10 protein-coding genes are annotated in these 13,328 nt (G+C 69.1%); all 10 read left to right on the top strand.

Annotated features, from left to right (window positions below):
* Window positions 1-280: 280 nt before the first annotated feature.
* Window positions 281-1,798 carry a bifunctional tetrahydrofolate synthase/dihydrofolate synthase gene (folC, locus tag ABT147_RS33610; protein WP_351413291.1) on the top strand — a complete coding sequence of 506 codons (1,518 nt, stop codon included), beginning with the start codon at window positions 281-283 and terminating at the stop codon, window positions 1,796-1,798.
* A gap of 8 nt (window positions 1,799-1,806) precedes the next feature.
* Window positions 1,807-2,160 (top strand): DUF4233 domain-containing protein, encoded by a 354-nt coding sequence (locus ABT147_RS33605; RefSeq protein WP_351413288.1) that lies wholly within the window; start codon window positions 1,807-1,809, stop codon window positions 2,158-2,160.
* Between the two features lie 86 nt (window positions 2,161-2,246).
* Window positions 2,247-2,660, top strand: coding sequence for a nucleoside-diphosphate kinase (gene ndk / locus ABT147_RS33600; protein ID WP_351413286.1), 414 nt, complete (start codon window positions 2,247-2,249; stop codon window positions 2,658-2,660).
* A gap of 391 nt (window positions 2,661-3,051) precedes the next feature.
* The gene (locus ABT147_RS33595; protein WP_004931372.1) at window positions 3,052-4,071 is read left to right on the top strand and encodes a rod shape-determining protein; all 1,020 of its coding nucleotides are present in this window, start codon (window positions 3,052-3,054) and stop codon (window positions 4,069-4,071) included.
* Between the two features lie 175 nt (window positions 4,072-4,246).
* Entirely contained in the window at window positions 4,247-5,200 is a 954-nt protein-coding gene (mreC, locus tag ABT147_RS33590; protein ID WP_351413285.1) for a rod shape-determining protein MreC, read from the top strand.
* A 29-nt stretch (window positions 5,201-5,229) separates the two neighbouring features.
* Window positions 5,230-5,898, top strand: a complete 669-nt coding sequence (gene mreD, locus ABT147_RS33585) for a rod shape-determining protein MreD (protein ID WP_351413283.1) — start codon at window positions 5,230-5,232, stop codon at window positions 5,896-5,898.
* A 156-nt stretch (window positions 5,899-6,054) separates the two neighbouring features.
* Window positions 6,055-8,367, top strand: a complete 2,313-nt coding sequence (mrdA, locus tag ABT147_RS33580; protein ID WP_351413281.1) for a penicillin-binding protein 2 — start codon at window positions 6,055-6,057, stop codon at window positions 8,365-8,367.
* Window positions 8,364-9,560, top strand: a complete 1,197-nt coding sequence (gene rodA / locus ABT147_RS33575; protein ID WP_351413278.1) for a rod shape-determining protein RodA — start codon at window positions 8,364-8,366, stop codon at window positions 9,558-9,560. Before mrdA ends, rodA begins: the two co-directional genes overlap by 4 nt.
* Window positions 9,561-9,655: 95 nt before the next feature.
* Complete coding sequence (locus ABT147_RS33570) at window positions 9,656-11,221, top strand: CYTH and CHAD domain-containing protein (protein WP_351413276.1); 1,566 nt, start codon at window positions 9,656-9,658, stop codon at window positions 11,219-11,221.
* A gap of 115 nt (window positions 11,222-11,336) precedes the next feature.
* Window positions 11,337-13,277 (top strand): TIGR03960 family B12-binding radical SAM protein, encoded by a 1,941-nt coding sequence (locus ABT147_RS33565; RefSeq protein WP_351413273.1) that lies wholly within the window; start codon window positions 11,337-11,339, stop codon window positions 13,275-13,277.
* Window positions 13,278-13,328 lie beyond the last annotated feature (51 nt).

Below are 13,328 nucleotides of genomic sequence, written 5' to 3'. Positions count from 1 at the left end.
CGGATGAGGGCCCCGGTGCTGATCAGGCACCGGGGCTTTCGGCTGACCGGCGGAATTTCACTCACCGGCGCTTGCCGGGTGCCGCCGCGCCCACCCGTGCCGCCCCAGCGGCACGACTGCCCGCAGGAGGTGAGGCAGGGCACCTGGCGACCACCGGGTACTCAAGGGGCGCGGGGAACTGCGCGACCAGCCACACACCACCCGCGGTCGCCGTACAACGCGCACCCCCGAGCCATGAGGCGCCCCCGGTTCAGCGAAGCCCTACTCGTAGACTGACCCCGTGAGTGAGCCCCCGTACGACCGCAGTGAGCAGCCCGACGCAGTCGACCCCTTCGACGAGATCGTCGCGGCCGAGACCGACCGCGACCCCGATCTCGCGGTGATCGAGGCCGGCAGCCGTACCCTGCGTGCCCAGGGCGGCGCGCCGGAGGCCGACGTACCGACGCGGCCCGCCGACCCGGCCCTCGACAAGGCGCTGCGCGAGGTCGAGACGGAGCTGGCCACCCGCTGGGGCGAGACGAAGCTGGAGCCCTCGGTCACCCGGATCGCCGCGCTGATGGACCTCCTGGGCGAGCCCCAGCGGTCGTACCCCTCCATCCACATCACCGGCACCAACGGCAAGACCTCCACCGCCCGCATGATCGAGGCGCTCCTCGCCGCCTTCGAACTGCGCACCGGCCGCTACACCTCCCCGCACGTCCAGTCGATCACCGAGCGCATCAGCCTCGACGGCGCCCCGGTCTCCGCCGAGCGGTTCATCGAGACGTACGAGGACATCAAGCCGTACATCGAGATGGTCGACTCCCAGCAGGAGTACCGGCTCTCCTTCTTCGAGGTGCTGACCGGCATGGCGTACGCCGCCTTCGCCGACGCGCCCGTGGACGTGGCCGTCGTCGAGGTCGGCATGGGCGGCACCTGGGACGCCACGAACGTCATCGACGGGGACGTCGCCGTCGTCACCCCCATCGACCTCGACCACACCGACCGGCTCGGGGAGACACCAGCCGAGATCGCTGTCGAGAAGGCCGGGATCGTCAAGCAGGACGCGACCGTGATCCTGGCGCAGCAGCCGGTGGACGCGGCGCAGGTGATGCTGAAGAAGGCCGTGGAGGTCGACGCGACGGTGGCCCGGGAGGGCCTGGAGTTCGGTGTCGTCTCGCGGCAGGTCGCCGTCGGCGGGCAGATGCTGACCCTGCGAGGGCTGGGCGGGGAGTACCCCGAGGTCTACCTTCCGCTGCACGGCCCGTACCAGGCGCACAACGCCGCCGTGGCCCTCGCCGCGGTCGAGGCGTTCTTCGGCGTCGGCGCGCAGCGCCCGGAGCCGCTCGACCTGGACACGGTCCGCAAGGCCTTCGCGGCGGTCTCCTCCCCGGGGCGGCTCGAAGTCGTCCGGCGGTCCCCGACGATCGTGCTGGACGCCGCCCACAACCCGGCGGGCGCGCGGGCCACGGCCGAGGCGGTCAGTGAGGCGTTCGACTTCAGCCGGCTGATCGGCGTGGTCGGGGCCAGCGGCGACAAGAACGTACGAGGGCTGTTGGAGGCCTTCGAGCCGCTGTTCGCCGAGGTCGTGATCACGCAGAACTCCAGCCATCGGGCGATGGACGCGGACGAGCTGGCCGGGATCGCGGTCGAGGTGTTCGGCGAGGAGCGGGTGCAGGTCGAACCGCGGCTGCCCGACGCGCTGGAGGCGGCGATCACGCTCGCCGAGGAGGAGGGCGAGTTCGCGGGCGGTGGCGTCCTCGTCACCGGTTCCGTCATCACCGTCGGCGAGGCCCGGCTGCTGCTGGGGAAGGGCTGAGTTCCACGATGCGTACCCTCTGTGCTTCGACCCTGATCGGCGAGTTCTTCGTGATCGGCTTCGCCGGGCTGGTCGCCATGAAGGACCCGGATCTGACCGTGTCGACGGTCTGGACGGTCAGCGGTGTCGCCATGTTCCTGTGCGTCCTGCTGTGCGGCCTCGTCACCCGGCCCGGTGGCATCCAGTTCGGCTGGGCTCTCCAGATCGCGCTGATCCTCTCGGGCTTCTACGTCCCGACCATGTTCTTCATGGGCGCGGTCTTCGCCGCCCTGTGGTGGGCCTCGGTCCACTTCGGCCGGAAGGTCGACGAGGCGAAGGCACGGTTCGCGGCCCAGGGGGAATCCCCGGCCGGGGCGGCCTGACGCATCCTGACGCTGCGTAACACCCTGTCGGACTCGCCCTGTAGCCTCTGAGCTCCGCACCCGTGTGAAACGAAGGAGTCACCACCGTGAGCCAGCGCACCCTCGTCCTGCTCAAGCCCGACGCCGTTCGGCGTGGCCTGACAGGCGAGATCATCAGCCGTATCGAGCGGAAGGCCGGCTGGCAGATCACCGCGCTGGAGCTGCGGACCCTGGACCAGGACACGCTGGAGCAGCACTACGGCGAGCACAAGGGCAAGCCGTTCTACGAGCCGCTCGTCGAGTTCATGGCCTCCGGGCCGGTCGTCGCGCTGATCGTCGAGGGCGAGCGCGTCATCGAGGGTGTGCGGGCGCTGGCCGGCCCGACCGACCCGATCGCCGCGCAGCCCGGTTCCATCCGGGGTGACTACGGCGTCATCGTGCGCGAGAACCTGATCCACGCGTCGGACTCCGAGGAGTCGGCCGAGCGCGAGCTGAAGATCTTCTTCCCCGGTCGCGTGTAGCGGCGCTCGCGCGTTCCTCGCGTGTTCCTCATGGCGGGGGCCGGTGATCGGTCCCGCCCCCGCCGCCCTTACTCTTCTGGCAACACACGGCCACCACCCACACGGCCTACACCCGGCTGACCAGCCAACCCGCCGAAAATCCGGCCGTACAACGGCATATGCGCGGCGATCGAGGGAACGTGCACCCCCGATGGACCGTCTCCACAGGCGAGGCGGCGCATCGCATGCCCACAATGGCGAAGACCCTCGCGCAGTGTTCGTGCGGGCGAGACTACGATGTAAGCCTTCACGTCACAGCACCCACTTCGCCGACCCGAAAAGCCCTGAAAGGCTCTCAAAAGCCGTCAGCGCTCCGCTTGGGAAGGCCAGACGAATCCTGATGGGGAACTCAATGTCGTTCATCGGCCGTGACATGGCTGTCGACCTCGGGACCGCCAACACGCTGGTGTACGTCAGGGGTCGTGGGATCGTACTGAACGAGCCGTCCGTCGTCGCGATCAACACCAACACCGGTGGAATTCTCGCGGTCGGCGCGGAGGCGAAGAAGATGATCGGGCGGACGCCCGGCAACATCGTTGCCGTACGTCCGCTGAAGGACGGTGTCATCGCCGACTTCGAGATCACCGAGCGGATGCTCCGCTACTTCATCCTGAAGATTCACAAGCGGCGGTATCTCGCCCGTCCTCGGGTCGTCGTCTGCGTGCCGTCCGGCATCACCGGTGTCGAGCGTCGCGCCGTCATCGAGGCTTCCTCCCAGGCCGGCGCCCGTCAGGTGCACATCATCGAGGAGCCCATGGCCGCGGCCATCGGTTCCGGCCTGCCGGTCCATGAGGCCACCGGCAACATGGTGGTGGACATCGGCGGCGGCACCACGGAGGTCGCGGTCATCTCCCTCGGCGGCATCGTCACCGCCCAGTCCATCCGCGTCGCGGGCGACGAGTTGGACAACGCGATCATCCAGCACATCAAGAAGGAGTACTCGCTCCTCCTCGGTGAGCGGACGGCCGAACAGATCAAGATCACGATCGGTTCGGCGTACGACCTCGACGCTGACGAGCACACCGAAATCCGCGGCCGGGACCTGGTGTCCGGGCTGCCCAAGACCGTCGTCATCTCCGCCGCGGAAGTGCGGAAGGCGATCGAGGAACCCGTCAACGCCATCGTCGATGCCGTCAAGACGACCCTCGACAAGTGCCCGCCGGAGCTCTCCGGCGACATCATGGACCGTGGCATCGTGCTGACCGGCGGTGGCGCCCTGCTCCGTGGTCTCGACGAGCGGCTGCGCCGTGAGACCGGAATGCCGATCCACATCGCCGAGGACCCGCTGGACAGCGTGGCGCTCGGTTCCGGCAAGTGCGTCGAGGAGTTCGAGGCGTTGCAGCAGGTGCTCGACGCCCAGCCCCGTAGATGACGTAAGACTTCGATTCCGCCGTACGGGACGTTCTCTTCTCGTGCGGCGGATCGTTGATATTGAGGCATAAGCTCCCACAAAGCGCCCCTGCGGTTCCCGGACACGGGATTCCCAGGGGCTACCCGAATTCCCCAATTCCTGTCGAATTCCTATGAGGAAGGCACGGCCGCCGCACGTGAGGGACACACGAGAGAGCCGGCTGCTCCTGGTGCTGCTGATCGCCGTCGCGTTCGCGCTGATCACGGTGGATATCCGCGGCGGGGAGGACTCACCGGTCGACGGTGCCCGACATGCCGCAGCCACCGTCTTCGGCCCGATCGAGGACGGCGTGTCGACCGCCGTCGACCCCATCGGCAACGCCATAAGCGCCGTCCGCGACTCCGGCTCCCGCCACGACCGCCTCGCCGCGCTGGAGAAGGAGAACGCCGAACTGAAGGCGTCCCTCGGCAGCGACGACCGCAACCGCAGCAGAGTCGAACAGCTCGACAAGATGCTGAAGACCGCCGCGAACGGCCAGTACGGCATCAAGGGCGCCGAGGTCATCGCCATAGGAGCGGCCCAGGGCTTCTCCTGGACCGTCACCATCGACATCGGCACGAACGACGGCGTCACCCGCGACATGACCGTCCTCAACGGCGACGGGCTCGTCGGCCGCGTCACCACCGTCGGACCGAACACCGCGACCGTGCTCCTCGCCAACGACCCCGACTTCACCGTCGGCACCCGTATGGAGGCCACCGACGAACTCGGTTTCGCCTCCGGCCAGGGCGACCGTCCCCTGCGCGTCGAACTCCTCAACGGCAAGGCCAAGGTGAAGGCGGGCGACCGCCTGGTCACCTTCGGCTCGCAGGCAGACAAGCCGTTCGTGCCCGGCGTCCCGGTCGGCCTCGTCTCCAAGGTCGACCCCTCCGGCGGCGACCTCACCCGCACGATCTACGTCAGGCCGTTCGTGGCCTTCACCCAGCTCGACATCGTCGGTGTCGTCGTCCAGGCACCCCGCAAGGACCCGCGCGACACCGTCCTGCCCGCCAGGCCGAAGGCCACGCCCACCCCGACCGTGACCGTGACGGTCACGCCGGGCGCGGACGAACCCGGCGAAGGCGCCGACGGACAGCCGCAAGAGCAGTAGGACGTAGGACAGTAGGAGCTGAACCCTTCATGCGCTTCAACCGGATGCTGCTCTCCACCACCCTGGTGATCGTCGCCCTGGTGATCCAGGTGAGCGTCCTCGCCAGACTCCATCTCCCGGGCGCCGTACCGGACCTGGTGCTCCTCACCGTGCTCGGCCTCGCCCTGGTCTACGGCCATGTCGGCGGCGCCCTCGTCGGCTTCGGCGCCGGGCTGCTGTCCGACCTCGCGCCCCCCGCCGACCACGCCGCCGGACGGTACGCCCTGGTCCTCTGCGTCATCGGCTACCTGGCCGGCCTCGCCAAACCCGAGACCGGCCGCCTGAAGTCGGCGACCGGGCCGATGGCCGTGGTCGTCGTCGCCGCGCTCGGCTCGACGCTCCTCTACGCCGGTGTCGGCGCCCTCGTCGGGGACACCGCGGCCCGCCATGTCGGCCTGCCCAGCCTGCTGTTCACCGCCGCGCTCTACGACCTGCTGCTCGCGCCGTTCGTCGTCCCCGGCGTCATGGCGCTCGCCCGGCGCGCCGAGAACGACCCGCTCGCCGAGACCAACAGCGCCAAGGCGTCCGACGTCTCCTCCGGCTGGCTCTCCTCCGGCACCGGCCTGCGCATCGGCAACCAGCGCGGGGGGCTCCGCATCAAGGCGGCGCGATCACGGATGGCCCGGGCGGGACGCATCAAGGGGGTCAAGCGGCTGTGACGGCACGGCACATGACCCGGCGGATGGCACCTGGGGCGGATGCGGGGACGGGTGTGGGAACCGATCGCGGCCGAGCGGTGTACCCCATGTACCAGCACACTGCGCACCACCCGCACACGCACCACCCGTACACGTACTGAGAGGGGGAGACAGGCAGTGACCAACATCCCGGAGACCGGGCGGACCCCAAGGGTCCAGATCCGGCTCATCATCATCCAGATCCTCGTCTTCTCCCTCCTCGGCACCCTCGGCGGCCGCCTCTGGTATCTCCAGATCCGCGAGGGCGACGCCTACGCCAAGGAGGCCTCGGGCAACCACGTCCAGCAGGTCGTGCAGCCCGCAGTGCGCGGCTCGATCCTGGACGCCCGCGGAGTGCCCATCGCCGACAACGAGACCCGGCTGGTCGTCTCCGCCTCCCGCACGGACCTGCTGAAGATGGACGACGACGGCAAGGCCGTCCTCACCAAGCTCGCCGGCGTCCTGGACATGACGCCCAAGGACGTCATGGACAAGGTCCGCCTCTGCGACTCCGAGACACCCCAGCCCTGCTGGAACGGCTCGCCCTACCAGCCGATCCCCATCACGGACGAGGCCACCGCCAAGCAGGCCCTGCAGATCCGCGAGCGCTCCGAGGACTTCCCCGGCATCACCGCCGAGCCCCAGGCCGTCCGCCGGTACGCGAGCCCGGGCGGCTCCAAGACCTCGCAGGTGCTCGGCTATCTCTCGCCGGTCACCGACGAGGAGATCACCAAGGCCCAGGACACCGACTCGCCGTATCTGCGCTCCGACCAGGTCGGCCGCTCCGGTCTGGAGCGCCAGTACGACAAGGAGCTGCGCGGCAAGGCCGGCGTCACCCGGTACGAGGTCGACAACCTCGGCCGCGTCATCGGTGAGGCCGAGGCCGACCCCGCCCAGCCCGGCGCCAACCTGGTCACCAGCGTCGACGCCCGCGTCCAGCGCATCGCCGAGTACGAGTTGAACGAGGCGATGAAGGAAGCCCGCAAGCAGAACGACCGCAACACCGGGACGAACTACAAGGCCGACTCCGGCGCGGTCGTCGTGATGGAGGCCAAGACCGGCCGCGTCGTCGCCATGGCGTCCAACCCGGACTACGACCCGAACGCCTGGGTCGGCGGCATCTCCGCCAAGGACTACGCCAAGCTCACCGGCAAGAAGTCCAACTACCCGCTGCTGAACCGCGCGATCCAGGGCCAGTCGGCCCCCGGCTCCATCTTCAAGGTGGTCCCGACCGCCGCCGCGGTGAACGCCGGCTACTCCTTCAACGGCCCCTACGAATGCTCCAGTTCGTACTCGATCGGCGGCCAGGTCTTCAAGAACTTCGAGTCCAAGGGGTACGGCGCCATCAGCCTCGGCAAGGCGCTGGAGGTCTCCTGCGACACCGTCTTCTACCGCCTCTCCCACGAGGAGTGGAAGCGCGACGGAGGCATCAAGCCCAAGAAGGGCGCCCACGACTGGTTCTACAAGACCGCCCACCAGTTCGGCCTGGGCGCCGAGACCGGCATCGACCTGCCCAACGAGGTCACCGGCCGCATCCCGGACCGCAAGTGGAAGCTGGACTACTGGAAGGCCAACAAGGACGCCTGGTGCAAGTACGGCAAGAAGGGCGGCACGTACGCCGAGCAGATCGCGTACGAGAACTGCCTCGAAGGCAACCGCATGCGCGCCGGTGACTCCGTCAACTACTCCATCGGCCAGGGCGACACCCTCGTCACCCCCATCCAGATGGCCACCATCTACGGGGCCATCTCCAATGGCGGCACCCTCTACGACCCCACCGTCGGCAAGGCCATCATCAGCGCCGACGGCAAGAACGTGCGGGAGATCGCGCCCAAGTCGCACGGCAAGCTGCCGATAGACAAGACCACGCTGGCCAAGATGGACGACGCCCTCGAAGGGGTCGCGACCCGCGGTACGGCCGCCTGGCGCTTCCAGGGCTGGCCGCAGGAGCAGATCCCGATGCACGCCAAGACGGGTACGGCCGAGGTCTACGGCAAGCAGACGACCTCCTGGTTCGCCACGTACACCAAGGACTACTCGATCGTCATGACGATCTCCCAGGGTGGTACGGGCTCCGGCGCCTCGGCCCCCGCCGTGCGCAAGCTGTACAACGCGCTGTACGGCGTCTCCGAGGACGGCAAGATCGACAAGAGGAAGGCGCTGCTGGCGACCCCGCAGAAGGGCCTGCCGAAGATCGAGTCCGACGGCTCGATCGACGCCCCGAAGCTGGGGAACTACCCGCCGAAGAAGACGGCGGAGGAGAAGGCCGCGGAGGCCGCGCAGACGGTGGCCGCCGGGCCGCTCGCCCAGCCGGTGTCCTTGAACGACCTGGCGGCGATCGTCAGCACGCGCGGCGGCAACGGCAACCGCGCGGCGCGACGCCGCAGCCGACCGAGGACGGCGTATCCCGGCACCCCCGGCGGAGCGCTCTCGGGGAGGACGTCCGTATGACCGGCAACAGCTTCTCCGTCTCCGGGTACGGGCCCGAACGCTCCGGCTGGACCCGGCTGTTCGCCCGTGACTCGCTCGCCCGCCGGCTCGACTGGCCGATACTGTTCTCGGCCATCGCGCTCTCCCTGATCGGCGCGGCCCTCGTCTACTCGGCGACCCGCAACCGCACCGAGCTCAACCAGGGTGACCCGTACTACTTCCTCTTCCGCCACCTGCTCAACACCGGCATCGGCTTCGCCCTGATGATCGGCACGGTCTGGCTCGGCCACCGCACCCTGCGCACGGCCGTGCCCATCCTGTACGGCATCTCGGTCCTGCTGATCCTGCTGGTGCTGACCCCGCTGGGTGCGACGATCAACGGCGCCCACGCGTGGATCGTCATCGGCGGCGGCTTCTCGCTCCAGCCGTCCGAGTTCGTGAAGATCACGATCATCCTGGGGATGGCGATGCTGCTGGCGGCCCGGGTGGACGCGGGCGACAAACCCCACCCGGACCACCGCACGGTCGTGCAGGCCCTGGGCCTCGCCGCCATCCCGATACTGATCGTGCTGCTCATGCCCGACCTCGGCTCGGTCATGGTCATGGTGGTCATCGTGCTGGGTGTGCTGCTCACCTCGGGCGCGTCCAACCGCTGGGTCCTGGGCCTCATCGGCACCGGAGCGATGGGCGCGATCGCCGTCTGGCAGCTCGGGGTACTCGACGAGTACCAGATCAACCGCTTCGCGGCCTTCGCCAACCCCGAGCTCGACCCGGCCGGCGTCGGCTACAACACCAACCAGGCCCGGATCGCCATCGGCTCCGGCGGACTGCTCGGCACCGGGCTGTTCAAGGGCTCGCAGACCACCGGGCAGTTCGTGCCGGAGCAGCAGACCGACTTCGTCTTCACGGTGGCGGGGGAGGAGCTGGGCTTCGTGGGCGCCGGGCTGATCATCCTGCTGCTGGGCGTCGTCCTGTGGCGCGCCTGCCGGATCGCCCGCGAGACCACCGAGCTGTACGGCACGATCGTCGCCGGCGGCATCATCGCCTGGTTCGCGTTCCAGTCCTTCGAGAACATCGGGATGACCCTCGGCATCATGCCGGTGGCGGGGCTGCCCCTGCCGTTCGTGTCGTACGGCGGATCGTCGATGTTCGCGGTGTGGGTGGCGGTGGGGTTGCTGCAGTCCATTCGAGTGGAGCGTCCGATGTCGGCGTAGCGGTGGCGGTGGGTGTCGTCTAGGGAAACGGCGGTTGTCGGTCGCTCGACAAGCCGGGGCTGCCCAGGAAGGCAAAGTAGGACTAGATTCTTTTTATGGCGGACACCAAGCGCGAGATCGAGCGGAAGTACGAGTCCGACGAGAGCGGCCTGCCGGACCTCACCGGGGTGGCCGGGGTCGCGACCGTCATAGACAAGGGCGTGGCGGAGCTGGACGCCGTCTACTACGACACCCCGGACGAACGCCTGGCCGCCGCCTCCATCACCCTGCGCCGCCGCACGGGGGGCAGTGACGCCGGCTGGCATCTGAAGCTCCCCGTCTCCACGGGCGTACGGGACGAGATCCGCGCCTCGCTGTCCGACACGCTGCCCGACGAACTCGCGGGGCTCGTGCGTTCCCGGGTCCGCGGGGCCGAGCTGGTCCCGCTGGTCCGGCTCCTCTCCACCCGCGATGTCAGCGACCTGCTCGACGCGGACGGCACCCTCCTGGCCGAGGTCAGCGTGGACGCCGTGGTCGCCGAGCGGCTCACCGAGGACGGGCGGACGGCCCAGTGGTCCGAGATCGAGGTGGAACTCGCCGACGACGGCGACCCCGCCTTCCTGGACAAGGTCGACAAGAAGCTGCGCAAGGCGGGCGTACGGCCGTCCGAGTCGCCGTCGAAGCTGGCCAGGGCGCTGCAGGAGACGGCACCGAGGAAGAGCAAGAAGAAGGACAAGAAGCAGGGCGCGAAGCAGGAGGGGAAGAAGGGCGCGAAGCAGGTCACGGCCGGGGCGCCGGGTGAGCCCGTCACCCCCGGTGATCATGTTCTCGTCTACATCCGCGCCCAGCGCGACGCGATCATCGAACTGGATCCCGCCGTCCGCCGGGACGTCTTCGACTCCGTCCACAGCATGCGGGTCGCCACGCGACGGCTGCGCAGCACCTTCAAGTCGTTCGGGAAGGTGCTGGACCGGGCCGTCACGGACCCGATCGGCGAGGAGCTGAAGTGGCTGGCGGGGGAGCTGGGCGTCGACCGTGACCAGGAGGTCCTGACGGAACGGCTCACCGAGGCGCTGGACGCCCTCCCCGAGAGCCTCGTCACGGGCCCGGTCCACGCACGGCTGCGCGCCTGGTCGAAGAAGGACGGCGGCACCGGCCCCCGGAGCGAGCTGATCGACGCGTTGGACGGACAGCGGTATCTGGAACTGCTGGAGTCCCTCGATGCCGTACTCGCGGACCCGCCGCTGCTCAAGGCCGCCGGCGACGATCCCGAGAAGGTGATCACCAAGGCGGTCAAGAAGGACTTCGACAAGGTGGCCGCCCTGGTCGAGGAGGCCCTGGCACAGCCGCCCGGCCCCGACCGCGACCTCGCCATGCACGAGGCCCGCAAGAAGACCAAGCGCACCCGCTACGCGGCCGAGGCGGCACACCCCCTGCTGGGCAAGCCGGCCAAGGCGCTGGTCAAGGACATGAAGTCCCTGCAGACCCTCCTCGGCGACCACCAGGACAGCGTGATGGCCCGCGAGGCCCTGCGCGACCTCGCCCACCAGGCCCACGCGGCACCGGGGGAGAGCGCCTTCACCTACGGGCTGCTGTACGGCAGGGAGGAACGGCGGGCGGAGCTGGCGGAGGGCGCGCTGCCGGAGACCTGGGCGAAGATCAGCGACGGCATGCCCTTCTGACCCTCCCGACGGCCGGGCGTGCCGTGCGCCGCCGGTGGCTGGGCGTGCGAGGGGTGACTCCGGGGGCGTTACGCTAGATGGTCACCCCTGTCAGCTCACGAAGGTAACCCCCGCGATGTCTGTCCAGTCGGTCTTCCCACAGCTCGAGGCCCTGCTCCCGCATGTGCAGAAGCCGATCCAGTACGTGGGCGGTGAGCTCAACTCCACCGTCAAGCCCTGGGAGTCCAGCGACGTCCGCTGGGCGCTCATGTACCCGGACGCGTACGAGGTCGGTCTGCCCAACCAGGGCGTCATGATCCTCTACGAGGTGCTCAACGAGCGCGAGGGCGTACTGGCCGAGCGTACGTACAGCGTCTGGCCGGACCTGGAGGCGCTGATGCGGGAGCACGGCGTCCCCCAGTTCACCGTCGACAGCCACCGCCCCGTGAAGGCCTTCGACGTGTTCGGTCTGTCCTTCTCCACGGAGCTGGGCTACACGAACATGCTGACCGCGCTGGACCTGGCCGGGATCCCCCTGGAGTCCAAGGACCGCACGCTCGACGACCCGATCGTGCTGGCCGGCGGTCACGCGGCGTTCAACCCCGAGCCGGTCGCCGACTTCATCGACGCGGCGATCATCGGCGACGGCGAGCAGGCCGTGCTCGACATGACCGAGATCATCCGCGCGTGGAAGGCGGAGGGCCGGCCCGGTGGCCGCGAGGAGGTCCTGTTCCGCCTGGCGAGGACCGGCTCCGTCTACATCCCGGCGTTCTACGACGTGGAGTACCTCGCGGACGGCCGCATCGGCCGTGTCGTACCCAACCGGTCGGGTGTCCCGTGGCGGGTGTCCAAGCACACCGTCATGGACCTGGACGAGTGGCCGTACCCCAAGCAGCCCCTCGTGCCGCTCGCCGAGACGGTCCACGAGCGGATGTCGGTGGAGATCTTCCGCGGCTGCACCCGCGGCTGCCGTTTCTGCCAGGCGGGCATGATCACCCGCCCGGTCCGTGAGCGTTCCATCACGGGCATCGGCGAGATGGTCGAGAAGGGCCTCAAGGCGACCGGCTTCGAGGAGGTCGGTCTGCTCTCCCTCTCCTCCGCCGACCACAGTGAGATCGGCGACATCGCCAAGGGCCTCGCGGACCGGTACGAGGAGGACAAGATCGGTCTGTCCCTCCCCTCCACCCGCGTCGACGCCTTCAACGTCGACCTGGCGAACGAACTGACGCGGAACGGCCGGCGCTCGGGTCTGACCTTCGCGCCCGAGGGCGGCTCCGAGCGCATGCGCAAGGTCATCAACAAGATGGTCTCGGAGGAGGACCTGATCCGGACCGTCTCCACCGCCTACGGCAACGGCTGGCGCCAGGTGAAGCTGTACTTCATGTGCGGCCTGCCGACGGAGACCGACGAGGACGTCCTCCAGATCGCCGACATGGCGATGAAGGTGATCGCCGAGGGCCGCAAGGTCTCCGGCCAGAACGACATCCGCTGCACCGTGTCGATCGGCGGGTTCGTCCCCAAGCCGCACACACCGTTCCAGTGGGCGCCGCAGCTCTCCGCCGAGGAGACGGACGCGCGTCTCGAGAAGCTCCGCGACAAGATCCGCGGCGACAAGAAGTACGGCCGCTCCATCGGCTTCCGCTACCACGACGGCAAGCCGGGCATCGTCGAGGGCCTGCTGTCCCGCGGCGACCGCCGAATCGGTTCCGTCATCCGCGCGGTCTACGAGGACGGCGGCCGTTTCGACGGCTGGCGTGAGCACTTCTCCTACGACCGCTGGATGAGGTGCGCGGACAAGGCCCTCGCCGACTTCGGCCTCGACGTCGACTGGTACACCACCCGCGAGCGCACCTACGAGGAGGTCCTTCCCTGGGACCACCTGGACTCCGGGCTCGACAAGGACTGGCTCTGGGAGGACTGGCAGGACGCCCTCGACGAGACCGAGGTCGAGGACTGCCGCTGGACCCCGTGCTTCGACTGCGGTGTCTGCCCGCAGATGGACACCCAGATCCAGATCGGCCCGACGGGCAGGAAGCTGCTCCCGCTGTCGGTGAAGCAGGCGGCGCCCACCAGCTGAGACAGTCGCTGGGGGAGGGGTGTCCGGAGGGCCGTCGGCCGGTCTCCGGGC

Origin of the sequence: Streptomyces sp. NPDC001868, from assembly GCF_040297125.1 — a bacterium.
Lineage (GTDB): Bacteria > Actinomycetota > Actinomycetes > Streptomycetales > Streptomycetaceae > Streptomyces.
The sequence above is the reverse complement of the archived record's forward strand: the minus strand, read 5'-3'. Positions and strand labels throughout refer to the sequence as shown.

What these genes read in the sequence shown, in the direction of transcription:
- rodA (WP_351413278.1), top strand. Translation starts at nt 8,364, where the DNA reads ATGACCGGCAACAGCTTCTCCGTCTCCGGGTACGGGCCCGAACGCTCC.
- ABT147_RS33570 (WP_351413276.1), top strand. Translation starts at nt 9,656, where the DNA reads ATGGCGGACACCAAGCGCGAGATCGAGCGGAAGTACGAGTCCGACGAG.
- ABT147_RS33605 (WP_351413288.1), top strand. Translation starts at nt 1,807, where the DNA reads ATGCGTACCCTCTGTGCTTCGACCCTGATCGGCGAGTTCTTCGTGATC.
- ABT147_RS33565 (WP_351413273.1), top strand. Translation starts at nt 11,337, where the DNA reads ATGTCTGTCCAGTCGGTCTTCCCACAGCTCGAGGCCCTGCTCCCGCAT.
- ABT147_RS33595 (WP_004931372.1), top strand. Translation starts at nt 3,052, where the DNA reads ATGTCGTTCATCGGCCGTGACATGGCTGTCGACCTCGGGACCGCCAAC.
- mreD (WP_351413283.1), top strand. Translation starts at nt 5,230, where the DNA reads ATGCGCTTCAACCGGATGCTGCTCTCCACCACCCTGGTGATCGTCGCC.